The organism is Coxiella endosymbiont of Amblyomma sculptum (assembly GCF_009883795.1).
Taxonomy (GTDB): Bacteria; Pseudomonadota; Gammaproteobacteria; order Coxiellales; family Coxiellaceae; genus Coxiella.
Window position 1 is genome coordinate 173,924 of the sequence record NZ_CP033868.1, and the last position, 16,675, is coordinate 190,598.

Genomic DNA, 16,675 nt, shown 5'->3' on the forward strand with positions numbered 1-16,675 from the left:
TCTCGAGTAATGACATTTGTAATAATGCGTTTCAATCCAGAAACAGATGAAAAGCCTTATATGAAAGAGTATCCATTGGATGTATCAGTAGTATCCGGAAAAATGTTACTTGATGCTCTAGAGGCGATTAGAGAAGAACACTCGGATATTGGTCTACGTCGCTCGTGTGGTGAAGGAGTGTGTGGGTCAGATGGAATGAATATTAATGGAAAAAATGGATTGGCTTGTATAACTCAATTGAAAACATTACCGGATCGGGTAACGGTTCGGCCGTTACCGGGATTTCCTATTGTGCGTGATTTAATTGTCGATATGAAACAATTCTACATGCAATATGAAAAAGTAAAACCCTATCTGATCAATAATCAAACAGTTCCAGAAAAAGAGCGACTACAATCTCCTGCCAGCCGTGCAAAATTGGACGGACTTTATGAATGTATCTTGTGTGCTTGTTGTTCGTCTGCTTGTCCCTCTTATTGGTGGAATCCCGATAAATTTATCGGGCCTGCGGGATTGCTCTGGTCTTATCGATTCATTGCCGATACTCGAGATACTGAGAAGAAAAAACGATTAGATGCTATGAAAGACCCGTATAGTGTTTTTCGTTGTAGGACTATTATGAATTGTGCAATCGTATGTCCAAAAAATCTTAATCCAACAAAAGCGATTCGGAAAATTCGTTCAGAAATGCTGCGTAGCACAGCAAAAATTAAGGAATGAAAAAATTGAAGAGTAGTGGACAAAATAAAAATTATACAAACAGAATTTCTATGGAGAAATTCCAAAAAAGCTCATATTTATCTAGTACTAACGCTACCTATATTGAAACGCTTTATGAGAATTTTCTCAAGGATTCTGGAAACGTTAGTCGGGAATGGTTCCAATATTTCCAGTCTTTATCGAAAAGTTCTGCCGTCGTACAAAAAAGTATTGTACATAATAACAAGCAGAAACAGACATTGTTTGGTTTTTTAGAACAGCAGAGGACTCTTGTTTCTGGAAACGAAAAATCCGTCTACAGACAGACGGCTGTTTCTTTGTTGATAGAAGCTTTCAGAAAATTTGGTCATCTTGTAGCCAAAATTAATCCTCTCGAAAAAAGACAGAAGGAAGACAGAAAAGTCGAACCAATCCTGATGGATCCTCGTTTAGAATTAGACTACTACGGACTATCGGAAGATGATTGTAAAGAAACGTTTGTTGTCAATGGATTTTTAAATGGACCTTATACTTTAAAAGAAATATACAGTCGTTTACGCGAAATTTATTGCGGTTCTATTGGTATGCAATTCGATGCAGTGTCAAACGAAGAAGAGCGAAATTGGTTGCAATATTACGCAGAACATCGATTGTGTCGAGTCAATTTTAGTGAGAGTGCTAAAAAGAATATTTTACAACAATTGGTGGCAGCGGAAATCCTCGAAAAATATCTTGATACGAGATACGTAGGTCAAATTCGTTACTCTTTAGAAGGTGGCGAAAGTTTAATTCCTTTATTAAATGAGTTGATTAAAAGATCGTGTAGTAGAGAATTGAATGAAATGGCCATTTGTATGGCACATCGTGGTCGAATTAATGTTTTACTGAATGTTATGGGGAAACCAGCTTCTGAGTTGTTTCAAGTATTTGAAGAAAAAGAGAACCAAAATTTGGTTTCTGGAGATGTGAAGTACCATCAAGGCTATTCGCGAAATGTAAAAACAGATGAAGGATCGATTCATTTGTCTTTGGCTTTTAATCCTTCGCATTTGGAATTTATATGTCCTGTCGTTATGGGGTCCGTGCGTGCACGACAAGAAAGACAACGTAAGCAAAATTCAGATCACGCAATGGCTGTCATGATTCATGGAGACGCTGCTTTTTCAGGTGAAGGGGTGGTTATGGAAGTACTCAATATGTCGCAAACACGCGCTTATTACGTAGGTGGATCCATTCATATTGTTCTAAACAATCAATTGGGATTCACTACCGAAAATCCTAAAGACGCACGATCTTCTCTATATTGTACGGATGTAGCAAAAATGCTGGACGCTCCCGTATTGCATGTGAACGGAGATGACCCTGAGTCTGTAATTTTAGTTGCTCGGTTGGCATTAGACTATCGCATGACATTTCACAAAGATATTTTTATTGATCTTGTTTGTTATCGCCGACACGGCCACCAAGAGGTAGACGATCCAACTCCTACCCAACCGGAGATGTACAAGATTATTCAAAATCATAACACTGTTCGCGTACTTTACGAAACAGAACTTACTAAACAGAAAATTTGTACTTCTCAAGATGTTAGTGCGTGGATAAAAAGATATCGCATTTGTCTCGACGAAGGAAAAAAAATAGTAGAAACTGTCTCTCCTAGTAATTTTTCAGATAATTGGGCGATTTATCTTGATAAAAAACCGAATACTACAGTCGACACAACTATTTCATTAAAAAAATTGAAAGAGATCGGAAAGAAATTTGTTGTGTTACCAAATACATTCAAACCCCACCGAAAAGTAGCTGCTATCTATAATCTGAGATTTGATATGGTTGAAGGTAAGGTTCCTATGGATTGGGGTTTTGGAGAAATGATCGCTTATGCTTCTTTACTAGAGGCGGGACATTCGGTTCGATTGGTAGGACAAGATTCTCGACGTGGCACTTTTTTTCATCGTCACGCTATTTTGTTTGATCAGGAAACTGGAGCGGAATATGAACCTCTAAAACGTTTAGAGAACAAACAAGCAAAAGCATATTTTTACGATTCTCTACTATGTGAAACCGGTGCGTTAGCGTTTGAATACGGTTATTCCACTACAGATCCAGAGTCACTCATTGTTTGGGAAGCACAGTTCGGAGATTTTGCTAACGTAGCCCAAGTGATTGTCGATCAGTTTATAAGCGCAGGATGGCAAAAATGGAATCGCTTATCGAATTTGGTGATGTTTTTACCGCACGGTTACGAAGGAAAGGGACCTGAACACTCTTCTGCTAGATTAGAACGCTATTTGCAATTGTGCGCCCAGAATAATATACAGGTATGCATTCCCACAACTCCAGCACAAATTTTCCATTTATTGCGGCGTCAAGTATTATCTTTCTATCGAAGACCATTGATCATTATGACACCGAAAAGTCTGTTGCGTCATAAAATGGCAGTTTCTTTATTAGAAGATATAACTCATAGCCAATGGAAACTGATTATTCCTGAAATCGATAAACAAGATTTAAAAAAAATCGAACGAGTTGTGCTTTGTAGTGGAAAAATTTATTATGATTTGTTAATCAAACGTCAAGAGAGTAAATTGCGCAATATTGTGTTGATTCGTGTTGAACAATTGTATCCGTTCCCCTACAAAAAATTGCAGGAAGAACTTGGAAGATATTCCAATGCAAAACAAGTAATTTGGTGTCAGGAAGAACCTAAAAATCAAGGGGCGTGGTTTTGCATACGCCATCGACTTGAAAGATGTTTACGAGATGATCAAATATTAGGCTATGTAGGAAGAGCTTCTGAAGCTTCTCCGGCTACTGGATATCCAAGTCTCCATTTTAGAACGCAAAATATTCTGCTTAACGAAGCTTTGGGAATTGGTGCGTAGAGGAAAATTTCGGTATGACCGTTAAAATTAGAGTCCCCATACTTCCAGAATCTGTTTCTGATGCTGTAGTAGTAAAATGGTACAAACAACAGGGCGATTCCGTTATTCAAGACGAAAGTTTGGTTGATTTAGAAACTGATAAGATAGTATTAGAAGTTCCGGCACCGAAAAGCGGTATTCTTAAAGAGAGAATGATCCAAGAAGGAAGCACAGTAAAAACAGGTGAAGTACTGGCGACTGTGGAAGAAGAAAATGAAAATAATGCAAATGCGGAAGAAGATGAAGATGAAGATGAAAAGGATGTGTCTATTCAATCTATTCAAGAATCTATTCAAGAATCTGTTCAAGAAGAAAAAAAAGAAGTAGGCAGTAATGAAAGTAGAACAGAAAGTGATACGAAAATAAGAAAACAACTTTCTGATAAGAGTAAAAGAAGTATTAGTCCTACTATACGTCGGTTGATTTCTGAAAAAGGTTTTGATTGGAAAAAATTTTTAGAAAACTGGGAAGGAGATCGATTTGTTGTAAAAAAAGATGTCGAAGATCGTTTAAAGAGTCAAACAGATACAGACAGCAGATCTTCCAAAAAGGAAACTGTGAGAGACAGAGAAGAGAAGCGAACAGAAAAACGTATGCCTCTTTCTCGAATTCGACAACGTATCGCAGAGCGTTTGGTACGTATACAACACGAAGCCGCGTTGTTGACTACTTTTAATGAAATTGATATGAAACTGGTGGTGAATTTGCGAAAAAAATATTGCGACGAGTTTGAAAAAAGACATGGAGTTCGTTTGGGTTTGATGTCTTTCTTTACAAAATCTGTAATCGAAGCTCTAAAAAGATTTCCTACGGTAAATGCTTCAATTGATGGAAACGAAATTATTTACCACAATTACTATGACATTGGAATTGCAATAGACACAAAACGTGGGCTGGTAGTTCCTATCCTCAGGAATGCTGAAAATATGAATATAGCCGGTATTGAGAAGAAAATTAGAGAATACGCTTCTCGGGCTCAAGAGGGGTATTTGAATATTGGTGAGTTGACAGGCGGAACATTCACGATTTCCAACGGGGGAACCTACGGTTCCCTTTTGTCTACGCCAATTATTAATCTCCCTCAAACCGCTATTTTGGGGATGCATAAAATTGAAGATCGCCCTACTGTGAAAAAAGGAAAAATTGTAATTCGGCCGATAATGTCTGTAGCTTTGTCGTATGATCATCGTGTTATTGATGGACGAGAAGCGATATTGTTTCTAGTAACTATTAAGCGATTTTTGGAAGATCCTTCTCGGCTTCTGTTGGAGATATAATACAATTAATTAAGACTACATCTGTAGTGCATCGTACCCACGCCCAGAAAGCCGGGTATCCCGATAAACGATTGTGGAAAATATTGTAAGTGGAGAGATTAAACAAAGTCGGATTATGAATTTGCACGAATATCAATCAAAGAATTTGCTAAAAGAGTACAACGTTCCTGTACCTCTAGGTGTAGTGGCGTTTGATGTAGAATCGGCTGTTGATGCGATAGGTAAAATCGGAGGAAATTGTTGGATGGTAAAGGCTCAAGTACACGCAGGCGGTCGTGGAAAAGCCGGAGGTATTCGACTTGTCAAAGACGAAAGGGAATTACGAAACGCTGTAAGTGCCCTATTAGGAACGTATTTAGTTACTTACCAAACAGACGATCGCGGTCAGTTGGTGAATCGAGTTTTAATTGAAAAAACGTCAAATATTGTTCGAGAGCTGTATTTAAGTATAACAATTGATCGTTCCGTACAAAAAATTGTTTTTATAGCTTCTACAGAAGGGGGGGTTGAAATTGAGACAGTAGTTTCGCAATTTCCCGAAAGAATTTTAAAAATAATTGTAGATCCTACGATTGGATTGCAGCCTTTTCAAAGTCGACAGTTGTTTTTTGGTTTGGATTTGGATCTTTCACAGATGCAGTCGTTTACGGATATTGCCCTTAGATTGTATCGATTATTTGTTGAACGTGATCTGAATTTGTTAGAGATTAACCCTCTTGTAATTACTGATTTAAGAGAATTGCTTTGTTTAGACGCAAAACTAAGTGTAGATGATAACGCGCTCTATCGCCAATCCGCGATTCGTGCGTTGCGCGATACCACTCAAGAAGATAAATACGAAATTTTAGCGCAAAAACAAGGATTGAGTTATCTTAAATTGCACGGAAATATTGGTTGTGTGGTCAATGGTGCGGGACTTGCAATGGCTACAATGGATCTTATTAAATTGGAAGGCGGTGAGCCGGCTAATTTCTTGGATGTAGGTGGCAGTGTTACTAAGGATCGTTTCTTTGAAGCTTTTAAGATTATTTTCTCGGACAAAGACGTACAAGGTATTTTTGTAAATATATTTGGCGGTATTGTCCGATGCGATTTGATTGCGGAAGGGATTGTTGATTTCTTAGAGACGGTAAATATTCAGATTCCAATAGTTGTTCGATTGGAAGGGAATAATGCCCAACTAGGAATTATAAAACTCACGGAGAGTGGAGATGCGCGTGTTATTATCGAAAAAGGATTCACAGAAGCTGCAAAAAAAATTATTGAGCAAGTAAAAAAACGAAAAAACACAGAATGAGCATTCTAGTTAATAAAGAAACAAGAGTAATTTGTCAAGGTTTTACAGGAAAAAACGGAACCTTTCATTCTAAAAAAGCGCTACAGTACGGAACAAAAATGGTGGGCGGTGTAACACCCGGAAAGGGAAGAAAAACGCATTTAGGACTACCTGTATTTAACAGTGTACAGGAGGCTGTCGATAGTACAAATGCTGACGCTAGTGTGATTTTTGTTCCGGCACCTTTTTGCAAAGATTCGATTATTGAAGCGATTGATGCAGGAATAGGTCTAGTAGTTTGCATTACTGAGGGGATTCCTATCCTTGATATGCTGACTGTTTCGTCATATCTTAGAGAACATTCTAATGTCGTTCGTCTGATCGGACCGAATTGTCCCGGAATTATTACACCAGGAGAATGTAAAATCGGAATCATGCCGGGACACATCCATCAACCTGGGAAAGTCGGTGTTGTTTCTCGATCGGGTACTTTGACTTATGAGGCTGTAAATCAAATCACCCAATTGGGTTTTGGTCAAAGTACTTGTGTTGGTATTGGAGGTGATCCTATTCTTGGAACCAACTTCATAGACATTCTGGCGTTGTTTGAAAAAGATTCTCAAACAGAAGTTGTAGTAATGGTAGGGGAGATTGGCGGTACAGAAGAAGAAGAAGCGGCAGATTTTATTAAATCCTGTATAAGCAAACCAATAGTCTCTTACATTTCTGGAACAACCGCTCCGCCTGGTAAAAGGATGGGACACGCGGGAGCCGTTATTTCAGGAGGGAAAGGGACAGCACCGGAAAAATATGCAGCTTTAGAAGCTGCAGGTGTTTTCACCGTAAAATCTCCCGCAAAAATCGGTATAGGGGTTGCCGAAGCGGCAGGGTGGTCATTGTAATCTGTAATCTTTTAATCTTTTGCGGTTTTTTTGATTGTATCTATCTCTTCTTCTGTGCGTAAGGTAAAAATTTCATATCCATCTTCAGTCACTGCGAGTGTATGTTCCCACTGTGCTGATAAACAACGGTCTTTTGTTACAACAGTCCAGTTATCATTAAGCAATTTAACATAACGTTTTCCGGCATTGATCATTGGTTCAATTGTAAACGTCATTCCTGGCTTCAAAATTTTCCCTGTACCGGGTTTTCCGTAATGCAGGATTTGTAAATCAGGTTCGTGAAATATACTACCTATACCATGACCACAATATTCTCGTACAACAGAATAATAGTTCTTTTCTGCATGATTCTGTATGGCAAATCCGATATCGCCTAGTCGTACTCCTGGTTTAATCATAGAAATTCCAATATAGAGGCACTCTTGTGCAATGCGAATAAGGCGCATTCCATAATTTGGAACGTTACCCACAGCAAACATTTTGCTTGTATCTCCATGATGTCCATCTTTCAAAACGGTTACATCGATGTTGATAATATCACCCTCTTTCAATTTTTTGTTGTTGGGAATTCCATGGCATACCACATGATTAATCGACGTACAGATGGATTTAGGAAATCCTAAATAATTCAGAGGAGCGGGGATCGCTTTCTGAATGTGCGTGATGTAGTTGTGACAAATCGTATTAAGTTCATCGGTGGTGGTTCCAGCTTTTACGTAAGGTTCAATCATCTCCAACACTTCCGCCGCCAAACGTCCAGCAACACGCATTCTTTTCAATTCTTCAAACGTTTTAATTGATACAGACATTTTCGTAAGAGTATAGAGTTGTTGTTCTGAAAGATGCAAGTTTCTTTGGTTTCTTTACTATCTTCCATCTTGTTATCCTTTATACTATAATAAATGTGTTGTTTGTCGATATTTTTAGAGTGTTGTATTTTTTTGGGGGGTTGATTCTTTAATACGGGTATGATTGATGTAACTATGCGGCACATGCTGGAAGCCGGCGTTCATTTTGGTCATCGGACTCGTTATTGGAACCCGAAGATGGCTCCGTATATCTATGGAATTCGACAAAAAATTCACATTATTAATCTCGAGAAGACCTTGCCTTTGTTTCAAAGGGCCTTAGGATTTATTGGGAAAATAGTTTCGGGACGTGGAAAAATTTTGTTTGTAGGGACTAAGTTTCCGGCTCGTGGAATTGTAAGAGAAGAAGCCACTCGTTGTGGAATGCCTTATGTGGATTACCACTGGTTGGGAGGAATGCTAACCAATTATAAGACTATTCGTCAATCGATCAAGCGTTTAGGAGAACTCGAAGAACGTTTACAGAAGGACAACATTCAACATCTTACAGGCATGACCAAGAAAGAGATTTTGAGACTGGTTTGCGAAAAAGAGAGATTATCAGCTCACTTATCGGGAATTAAAAATATGGGCAGTTTACCAGATTCTTTATTTGTTATTGATGTAGGTCATGAGAAGATTGCTGTTCAAGAAGCTAACCGATTGGGAATCCCAGTTGTGGGTGTAGTCGATACAAACGAAAATCCTGAAAATATTAATTACATCATTCCTGGTAACGATGACGCTGTACTCGCTATCCGACTGTATTGTAAAGCAATAGCTTGTACTATTATTAATACCTATACTGCACTGAATTTAGAGAAAAAAGAAAATGGAGAAAGAGAAAAAAGTAACACAGGAACTGTTACAAAAAGCATAAAAGAAAAAACAGATCTAACTTTGAATATAAAAGAAAAAAACAAGATAAAAATGGAAAACAGTAGAAATACGGAGGAACGATGATAACAATCACCGCATCTATGGTAAAGAAGTTACGAGAGATTACTGGTGTAGGTGTGATGTCATGCAAAGAGGCTTTGCAAGTTGCCAATGGCAATATGGAGGACGCTATTCAAGAATTGCGAAAATCGGGTGCGGTAATTTCGGATAAGTTGATCGGAAGAAATACGAACGAAGGAATAGTCGCTATTGTAGTAAATGGTGTCTGTAAGAAAGGATTTATGGCGGAGATAAATTGTCAAACTGACTTTGTAGCACACAGCAGAGAATTTATAGAATTTTCTCAAAAAATCGTCAATTGTGGTCTGAAAGAGGAAACTATGAACGTTTCTGATACACTTTCTTCTGTGCATTGGGAAACGTCAAAAACTTTAGAGCAAATTAGGAAAGAACTTATTTTCAAAGTGAGAGAAAATATTCAGGTTCGTCGTGTAAAATTACTATCTGCCGGTGACGGAATTATTGGTCACTATACCCATAGAAATCGGATTGGAGTTTTAGTGGCACTTAATTCCAAAAACCTTAGTTTGGCTAGAAATATTGCTATACATATTGCTGCTTTTAATCCAAAAGTAATTAGATCCAGTGATGTTTCTAATGAGATAGTATTTAAGGAAAAAGAGATTTTGATGGCGCAAGCAAAAAGAGATGGAAAATCTGAAGATATTATTAATAGGATAGTGGATGGTCGTTTGAACAAACTTTTAAAAGAAATGAGCCTAGAAGGACAGAATTTTGTAAAAGATCCAGAAATTTTGGTGGGGGATTTGCTACGATCAGAAAGATCAACCGTATTGAGTTTTGTGCGATTCGAAATAGGCGATATGGTGGCAAGCAGTCGAAAAATTGTACAGTAACGTAATGCGAAGACGCGGAGAAGCAATAATGGAAGGAGAAGTTCGCCCACTTTATTGGAGAATACTCTTGAAAGTTAGTGGAGCGGCTCTTATAGGACAAGGAGCTTGTGCTATTGATCCTACTGTCCTGGATCGTATGGCGAAAGATATTGTTCAAGTCTACCAATTGGGTATTCAGATAGCGGTTGTCATCGGAGGAGGTAATATTTTTCGGGGGGCCACTTTGCAGAAAGCTGGTATCGGTCGCATAACAGGTGATTATATGGGAATGTTAGCGACATTGATGAATGCGTTAGCTTTGAGAGATGCTTTTGAACGGTCTGATTTACCGGTTTGTGTTTTGTCCGCTATTCCTATGATAGGAATAGCGGACGCTTTTCATCGAAGAAAGGCGATTTACTATCTGCAGCAGAAACGCGTTGTGATTCTTGCCGCTGGTACTGGAAATCCCTTAGTAACTACCGATTCCGCAGCCAGTTTGCGGGGAATTGAAATCGACGCTGATGTAGTGTTAAAGGCTACAAATGTGGACGGCGTGTATTCAGATGATCCGGAAAAAAATCCAAAAGCAAAGCTTTATAAGCACCTAACTTACCAAGAAGTCTTGAAAAAGGAATTGGCAGTCATGGACCTGGCTGCATTTTTTCAATGTCGGGATCATAATATGCCGATTAGAATTTTTAATATTAAAAAGTCGGGAACTTTGCTTCGAGTAGTGATGGATATAGAAGAAGGAACTTTGGTAGATCGGGGTTAAAATCTGAGAAAGGAAATGCAATGATAGTGAGGTTTATTTAAGATTAACGATATCTTCAATACAGCAAAAGTGCATATGCAACGAAGTGTAGTAGTTTTAAAAAACGGATTGATGAAATTACGAGACGGGTATGCCCATTCGGGTCTGTTGGAAAATGTTACAGTCTCTTGCTATGGTAAGAATATTCCACTTTATCAACTGGCGACAATTGTTGTCGACAGTCCTTGTATGCTTACAGTCACTCCTTGGGAAGGAGAAAACGGTATAGTGACAATTGTAAAAGCCATCCAATCCGCCGGTCTTGGTTTAAATCCTTGTGTAACCGGGATGGCGATTCGAGTTCCATTACCTCCTTTAACGGAGGAACGCCGAAAAGAGCTTTCTCGTGTAGTGTGCGATGAGGCTGAGAGAGCGAGAGTGGCAGTACGCAATATTCGTCGAGAAGCTAATAATAATCTCAAAAAATTGCTAAGAGAAAAAATCATCAACGAAGACGAGAAACGGTGTATACAAACTGATATTCAAAATCTTACTAATAAAAAAATCTCAGAGATAGATGATGTTGTTTCGAAAAAGATAGCGGATTTAATGAAAGTGTGATAATTGAAAGTCTTCAGACACAAAATTAATAGACAAAACAATCTTATTAGGCAAAAAACAAAATTACAGAGTAAATCCTTTTCCCCGACACATTGCAATTGTAATGGATGGAAACGGTCGTTGGGCTAGGTGTCGCGGATTTCCAAGAATGGAAGGTCATAAAGCAGGTGCAAAAGTTGTTCGTGAAGTGATCGAGTGTGCAAATAGTAAAGGGATTGAGGTTTTAACCCTATTTGCTTTTAGTCTCGAAAATCGAGCGCGTCCTCAAAAAGAAGTTGAATTTTTAATGTCTCTATTTCTAAATTCTTTAGAACGCAACACGGAAGTCCTGCATAGGAGCAACATCCGTCTTAGAATTGTTGGCGATTATACAGAATGCGATAGAAAATTGCTGGCACAGATTTGTATTTCTCAAGAACTTACGAAAAACAATACAGGTATGAAATTAATTGTCGCTTTAAATTATAGTGGACGATGGGATATCGTGCAGGCAACCCAACGATTAGGAAAAAAAATTCGAAATAGAGAAATAAATCCTGAATCAATAACAATCAAGTTATTTCGAAAATATTTGTGTTTGAGTGATTTACCCGATCCAGATCTGTTAATTCGCACTAGTGGTGAACAACGTTTGAGTAATTTTATGTTGTGGCAAGTGGCCTATACAGAAATTTATTTTACATCAACTTACTGGCCCGATTTTAACACCAGCACTTTTGAGCAAGCGTTAGCTTTTTATCGAGTGCGTCAACGCCGTTTTGGATTGATATCAGAATAGGTCGAAAAATAGGGCGTTGTTGTGAGTTGAGGTATGTTCGGATATCGAGTTTTTACATCGGTAGTTTTGGTTTCTCTTCTGTTTTTGGCAATACGGTACTTGCCTGAGTTGTGGTTTAGTCTTCTGATCGATGTTGTGATGGCTTGGGCAGCTTGGGAATGGTCTTCTTTATCGGGGATAAAAAACTTTTACCTCCGCAGTCTGTATTTGATTTCTGTTCTTTTGGCTTTAGCGGCGATGACCGTCTGCTTACCGATTCTCTGGGTATCGGTCACGTCTTTTTTTGTTTGGTTGTGGGCAGCGGCTGCTGTTATCTGTTATTCAAAAGGAATTTTACCCTTGGGGTTTCAATATAATATAACAAAAATCATTGTGAGTTTTATTGTATTAACGTCATGCTCAGTTTCGGGAATCGTATTGCGTAAATACGACGTTGGTAGATTCGGTTGTTTTTATTTGGTTTGGTATTAATTTGGACTACAGATTTAGGATCTTATTTGATAGGCCGAAGTTGGGGCAAAAGAACATTGATCGCTCGTGTCAGTCCTAATAAAACATGGGAAGGGTTATGGGGAGGGATATTTTCGGCGTTGGCAATTGCTATTGTTGTTACTTTCATCGTTTTTCGACGATCCTATGTTCAATCAATGTTAGTAGATTTCTTAGCTTTGGTCGTATCTGTTTTTGCGATTGTTGGTGATCTATTCGAAAGTATGTTGAAGAGACAAGTTGGCGTAAAAGATTCGGGTTATCTTCTTCCTGGTCATGGAGGCATCTTAGATCGTATTGATAGTACTCTTTCTGCGCTTCCTATTTTTCTTTTAGGACTTCTTTTTCTATTCAAATAAAAACCAACCGAATCTACCAACGTCGTATTTACGCAATACGATTCCCGAAACTGAGCATGACGTTAAACGGAGAAGTTGTAGAGGTTGTCTGCATCAACTTTCGAAACATTTTCAGAGAGAGAGTTTGGTTTTGTTTTGAGAATCTGAAAATTTTTGGTGTAATTTTTGTAGTGCGATTTCTAAAGCCCGAACAAACCAAGGTGCAAAGTTTTCAGCATTATTATTAATTTCTCTTTTTAGGACAGAAAGATTAACCCAACGAATGGCGCTGACTTCCTTTCTATTAAAGGAAATCCCCTCGAGAGGGAGAATTGAAAATCCTATAAGTACGTAATCGTACTCGTTTTCAATTAAGTCTCCTACCTTTGCCGTATAGCGAAACGTCTTTGCTTTCTGTAATGAGATTTTTAATCCCATTTCCTCAAACAGTCTTCTTTCGCCCGCTTTAATAATATTTTCTCCCGGTCTCGGATGTCCGCAACAAGTATTTGTCCACAACCCACCACTGTGATATTTGTTGAGGTGTCGTTCTTGAAGAAGCAATTGCCATTCGCTATTTTTCCAAGAAAAAACAAAGATTGAAAAAGCGCGATGCAGTTTTCCTTCGCAATGGACTTTTATTTTTTCTTCGATTCCTAGAATTTGATCTTTTTCATCGACAAGAACAACCTTCTGAACAACAGCCTCTTTAAAAGGAGAAACGATCTCGAGATCGGGAAAGTGGTGAATTAATTTCTCATTATCTTTTTTTAAAAATAACAACTTGACATTTGCTCCTGCATCTTGAGTAAAATAAACTTCCAATCCCGTATCGCGAAGTTTCCATACTTTTTGAATTAATCGAATGGTGTCCGGAACAAAATACATTAAGGGTGGCCATGCAGTCAACATTGTGGCGTGCATCGCCAATGCATTGGATTCAGTAATCTTTCCTAGGAAAGAAAAGTCTCTCTGAACAATTGCTTTCTTTAAGTAAAGAAAATCTTTATTTGCTTTTTGAATCCATGCAGTATAAAACTCAGAAGTTTTTGTAGTGTGATTCATGCCTTCGCGTGAGCTTATTGTTTTTTTTTGGGAACTGATGATGCAGATTCCGATACGCAGTTCTGGCCAGCTTTCATTGATTTGTTCTGCATAGCTGTCCATTCCATTGGGATCAGTTCCGCGGTGCCATTGTACAAATCCTTCAAAAATCGAGCGACAAGCGCTCCCGCTGCCCATTCGAGCGAGAATCGATAAAATTTTTTCATTCAAATTCCATCCGAAAAAATCGTTCGTAGCTTTTACAATAGCGGCATAACTGCAAGCAGACGAAGCAAGTCCAGTAGCAATCGGAACATTAAAATCGAGTTCCAGTCGAAAGGACTGTGTACTGAAAAATATCAATTCTTCCAAAAAAATCAAATAATGTTTTGAATGCGACGACTTTTTATGATTGACAATTAGTTCATGATGCAAATGGGACGAGAAAGAAATTTTCGCGCAAGCACCTCTGTTTCCTAAAGACAGAGATAAACTTGAAGTAAAAGGCAAATTAAGCTGTAAATTTCGTTTACCCCAGTATTTGCATAAGGCAATATTCGAGGGTGCAAAAGCTTGTCCAAAAGATTTAATGGGAGTTTTTCTCTTTCGGTCAAGTAGTTGATAGAAAATCTCATTATGTTTCATTACAATTTGCTCCTTCAGAAATAATAGAAAGTGCAATTTGTTTAACCCCAAGTTTTTTTTCTTTTGTATTACGTGGAAAAAAATTCGAAATAAGTTTTCCGACTCCAACAATACAATCTCCAAAACCAGAACCCGATATCTTAGCGCCTAGAATATTAGGTTGTTCTTGCAAACTTTTGGTCAAATTTTCTAAGAAAATATTACTAACCCCCATAATTCTCATGAGATCTTGTCCTTTATTGAATAATTTTCCCAAAGCAGTCCAATTTTGAGTATTAATGGCACTGATGGCTCTCATTGAGAGTTTATGTACCTTTTCGTCCATTTTTTGAAAATGATCCGAACACTGCCTGCGACGACTATTAATCATACCGATCGCACAGGCGGTATTGAGTTTTTTTCCCGAATAGATTGCTACTAAAGGTGGTGTTCCCTTGAGAGAAAGAACCGAAAGGGGTGAAATACTAAAAGCAATTACTCCACCGAAAATACTCGCTGCGCAATCGGCACCGGATCCCATTCCACCTTGTACTCGGTGAATTACCTGCAACGATTCTTTCCAGAGATTAATTTTTGTTAATGGTTTTTTGTTCCAGCGATTTAGTACTGTTAATAACGCTACAGTTACTGCCGCTGAGCTTCCTAACCCGAGAGCGATGGGTAAATCAGAGTCAATTTCAATATCACATCCGGAAGGAAGATTTGTAAGTGCTAATGCTTCCAATACAAATTCAAAGGGCGGTTGTGAAATGATTTGATGACGGTTAATACGTAATTTACCCAAATTGGAATCGATAAAAATTTGATTGTCTTTACGAGGTTTAAGCGTTACGGAAACAGATTTACTAATAGCTGTTACCAATGCGGTTTTTCCGTACAGTACAGAATATTCTCCAAGCAGTATTAAGTTTCCAGGAGCCTTTGCTTTATACAATACATTGTACTCCTTGGCTGTCAATTCGAATGGGTACAACAGAATAATCGTATTGTTGTATGAGATTATTGATCGGATTGTCAGTAATTACTAAAACAGAACCTCCGTTATCTCCTTGTATACTGCCTGCCCCGCAAATTTTTGCAGAACCGCCAATTTTTTCTACATCAATAATAAAACAATCGATTTTATTGGGAACAACACCGATAGTTTTTAGTAATCGATGATTTTGTTGAATGCAATTTTTTATATTCTCGAAATTACAATTTTGTAACGCTTGATCAAGTTCATTGGTAATTGCCGAGAAATCATCACCAATACGACTCTTCTTAAAAAGAGAAGAAGCTTGTAAGACACATTCACCGGTATTACTTTTCGGTCGCCCTGTTTGTACCAATTGCATCGAAAAGTTTGGAATAAAACGTTTTTCAAATTTTCCTTTTGCGTAACGAATACACCCTCCGTAGTAAACGGTATATATGTCTAATCCACTGGAGTAACCATGTTGTAGATTTTCCGATTCTATACTTAATTTGAAATAATCCTCTGAATTGAGATTTATATTGAGAAATTGTGTGAGTGCGTGTACCAAACCCACTACACTAGCAGCTGAAGATCCTATCCCATATCCTATAGGAATATCGGAGTCGATGATGGTGTCGATACTCATAGGTAGGTTATTTTTCACACAGTTTAGTACTTTGATGAAAGTAAAAAGCGACAGCTCGGAGGGGTTTTTTAACACTTCTTGAATATCTAGATATCCTAAGCAGTATTGTTGATATCGGATTTCGAGTTTTTTTTGTAACTTGCGGAGTTCTTGGAGCGCAACTAATTTTCTGAAATTGAGATTTTTAAAATTAAAGGAAAAACACAATGATGCGGTTTTTCGAATGGTGACATTTGTATAAAGATTTATAGCCACAGCCAATGCCGGGTTTCCGTAAACCACAGCGTGCTCTCCGGACAAAATTAGTTTAGCGGGTGTTCGTATTTTCAAGAGATTTTTTTTCTGTATCATAAATACAGTCAGTATGTATCAAATTTTACAGCGTGTAATGCTATATGATCTTTAAAACCACAATAATCGTATTGTTCAAGATTCTTTACCTGTTTCCCAAACAGCTTGTAGCTACATGAATAGCATACAACAAATCAGCACAATGTACATTCTTCTGTGCGCAAACTCCCTGAAACAGAAAGATCTCTAGAATTGTTGAACAATTAGTGATTTTTTCCTATTAGAGTCAACAAACGCCCACATCTGTTGGTACCGATTTTTAGGAAATCAACAATTTTAATCGAACAGATATCATTTTATGTATCCAAACAAGTTATGTATCCAAA

16 protein-coding genes are annotated in these 16,675 nt (G+C 38.0%); 12 read left to right on the forward strand and 4 right to left on the reverse strand.

The window, feature by feature from the left end:
* Positions 1–9 precede the first annotated feature (9 nt).
* The 5 genes from EGQ50_RS00800 to sucD all read left to right on the forward strand — a co-directional run bounded on the left by EGQ50_RS00800 (position 10) and on the right by sucD (position 7,078).
* On the forward strand, positions 10–720 hold the full coding sequence (locus EGQ50_RS00800; protein ID WP_159748425.1) for a succinate dehydrogenase iron-sulfur subunit: 711 nt from the start codon (positions 10–12) through the stop codon (positions 718–720).
* Entirely contained in the window at positions 717–3,584 is a 2,868-nt protein-coding gene (locus EGQ50_RS00805; protein ID WP_159747733.1) for a 2-oxoglutarate dehydrogenase E1 component, read from the forward strand. The genes EGQ50_RS00800 and EGQ50_RS00805 overlap by 4 nt, the downstream gene beginning before the upstream one ends.
* Before the next feature lie 14 nt (positions 3,585–3,598).
* Positions 3,599–4,900: a 2-oxoglutarate dehydrogenase complex dihydrolipoyllysine-residue succinyltransferase gene (odhB, locus tag EGQ50_RS00810; protein ID WP_159747735.1), complete on the forward strand. Its 1,302-nt coding sequence runs from the start codon at positions 3,599–3,601 to the stop codon at positions 4,898–4,900.
* Between the two features lie 115 nt (positions 4,901–5,015).
* Positions 5,016–6,197 carry an ADP-forming succinate--CoA ligase subunit beta gene (sucC, locus tag EGQ50_RS00815; RefSeq protein ID WP_159748427.1) on the forward strand — a complete coding sequence of 394 codons (1,182 nt, stop codon included), beginning with the start codon at positions 5,016–5,018 and terminating at the stop codon, positions 6,195–6,197.
* Positions 6,194–7,078, forward strand: a complete 885-nt coding sequence (gene sucD / locus EGQ50_RS00820; RefSeq protein WP_159747737.1) for a succinate--CoA ligase subunit alpha — start codon at positions 6,194–6,196, stop codon at positions 7,076–7,078. The genes sucC and sucD overlap by 4 nt, the downstream gene beginning before the upstream one ends.
* Before the next feature lie 11 nt (positions 7,079–7,089).
* Here sucD and map read toward each other — a convergent pair whose 3' ends face one another.
* A complete protein-coding gene (gene map, locus EGQ50_RS00825; protein ID WP_159747739.1) occupies positions 7,090–7,887 on the reverse strand; it encodes a type I methionyl aminopeptidase in 798 nt (265 codons plus the stop codon).
* A gap of 159 nt (positions 7,888–8,046) precedes the next feature.
* Here map and rpsB point away from each other — a divergent pair, with 159 nt between their 5' ends.
* The 7 genes from rpsB (at position 8,047) to EGQ50_RS02920 (ending at position 12,726) form a co-directional block, all read left to right on the forward strand.
* Positions 8,047–8,889, forward strand: coding sequence for a 30S ribosomal protein S2 (gene rpsB, locus EGQ50_RS00830; protein WP_159747741.1), 843 nt, complete (start codon positions 8,047–8,049; stop codon positions 8,887–8,889).
* Complete coding sequence (tsf, locus tag EGQ50_RS00835) at positions 8,886–9,743, forward strand: translation elongation factor Ts (protein ID WP_159747743.1); 858 nt, start codon at positions 8,886–8,888, stop codon at positions 9,741–9,743. Before rpsB ends, tsf begins: the two co-directional genes overlap by 4 nt.
* 28 nt (positions 9,744–9,771) lie before the next feature.
* On the forward strand, positions 9,772–10,500 hold the full coding sequence (gene pyrH / locus EGQ50_RS00840; protein WP_159748429.1) for a UMP kinase: 729 nt from the start codon (positions 9,772–9,774) through the stop codon (positions 10,498–10,500).
* 75 nt (positions 10,501–10,575) lie between these two features.
* Complete coding sequence (gene frr / locus EGQ50_RS00845; protein ID WP_159747745.1) at positions 10,576–11,100, forward strand: ribosome recycling factor; 525 nt, start codon at positions 10,576–10,578, stop codon at positions 11,098–11,100.
* A gap of 40 nt (positions 11,101–11,140) precedes the next feature.
* Positions 11,141–11,878 carry a polyprenyl diphosphate synthase gene (uppS, locus tag EGQ50_RS00850; RefSeq protein ID WP_256375964.1) on the forward strand — a complete coding sequence of 246 codons (738 nt, stop codon included), beginning with the start codon at positions 11,141–11,143 and terminating at the stop codon, positions 11,876–11,878.
* 33 nt (positions 11,879–11,911) lie between these two features.
* Positions 11,912–12,349, forward strand: a complete 438-nt coding sequence (locus tag EGQ50_RS02915) for a hypothetical protein (RefSeq protein WP_246168975.1) — start codon at positions 11,912–11,914, stop codon at positions 12,347–12,349.
* Between the two features lie 26 nt (positions 12,350–12,375).
* Complete coding sequence (locus EGQ50_RS02920; RefSeq protein WP_246169004.1) at positions 12,376–12,726, forward strand: phosphatidate cytidylyltransferase; 351 nt, start codon at positions 12,376–12,378, stop codon at positions 12,724–12,726.
* A 111-nt stretch (positions 12,727–12,837) separates the two neighbouring features.
* Here the strand turns inward: EGQ50_RS02920 and mvaD are convergent, their stop codons facing one another.
* From mvaD to mvk, 3 genes are read right to left on the reverse strand one after another with little or no spacing between them, the layout of a single operon-like run.
* Positions 12,838–14,394 (reverse strand): diphosphomevalonate decarboxylase, encoded by a 1,557-nt coding sequence (mvaD, locus tag EGQ50_RS00860; protein ID WP_159747749.1) that lies wholly within the window; start codon positions 14,392–14,394, stop codon positions 12,838–12,840.
* The gene (locus EGQ50_RS00865; RefSeq protein ID WP_246168976.1) at positions 14,384–15,328 is read right to left on the reverse strand and encodes a mevalonate kinase family protein; all 945 of its coding nucleotides are present in this window, start codon (positions 15,326–15,328) and stop codon (positions 14,384–14,386) included. The genes mvaD and EGQ50_RS00865 overlap by 11 nt, the downstream gene beginning before the upstream one ends.
* Positions 15,321–16,328, reverse strand: a complete 1,008-nt coding sequence (gene mvk, locus EGQ50_RS00870; protein ID WP_246168978.1) for a mevalonate kinase — start codon at positions 16,326–16,328, stop codon at positions 15,321–15,323. The genes EGQ50_RS00865 and mvk overlap by 8 nt, the downstream gene beginning before the upstream one ends.
* Positions 16,329–16,675 lie beyond the last annotated feature (347 nt).

Bases quoted from the DNA above. Each gene is read 5' to 3' on its own strand.
- frr (WP_159747745.1), top strand. From the start codon at position 10,576: ATGCAACGAAGTGTAGTAGTTTTAAAAAACGGATTGATGAAATTACGA.
- EGQ50_RS02915 (WP_246168975.1), top strand. From the start codon at position 11,912: ATGTTCGGATATCGAGTTTTTACATCGGTAGTTTTGGTTTCTCTTCTG.
- pyrH (WP_159748429.1), top strand. From the start codon at position 9,772: ATGGAAGGAGAAGTTCGCCCACTTTATTGGAGAATACTCTTGAAAGTT.
- sucC (WP_159748427.1), top strand. From the start codon at position 5,016: ATGAATTTGCACGAATATCAATCAAAGAATTTGCTAAAAGAGTACAAC.
- rpsB (WP_159747741.1), top strand. From the start codon at position 8,047: ATGATTGATGTAACTATGCGGCACATGCTGGAAGCCGGCGTTCATTTT.
- odhB (WP_159747735.1), top strand. From the start codon at position 3,599: ATGACCGTTAAAATTAGAGTCCCCATACTTCCAGAATCTGTTTCTGAT.
- sucD (WP_159747737.1), top strand. From the start codon at position 6,194: ATGAGCATTCTAGTTAATAAAGAAACAAGAGTAATTTGTCAAGGTTTT.
- EGQ50_RS00805 (WP_159747733.1), top strand. From the start codon at position 717: ATGAAAAAATTGAAGAGTAGTGGACAAAATAAAAATTATACAAACAGA.
- tsf (WP_159747743.1), top strand. From the start codon at position 8,886: ATGATAACAATCACCGCATCTATGGTAAAGAAGTTACGAGAGATTACT.
- EGQ50_RS00800 (WP_159748425.1), top strand. From the start codon at position 10: ATGACATTTGTAATAATGCGTTTCAATCCAGAAACAGATGAAAAGCCT.
- mvaD (WP_159747749.1), bottom strand. From the start codon at position 14,394: ATGAAACATAATGAGATTTTCTATCAACTACTTGACCGAAAGAGAAAA.
- map (WP_159747739.1), bottom strand. From the start codon at position 7,887: ATGTCTGTATCAATTAAAACGTTTGAAGAATTGAAAAGAATGCGTGTT.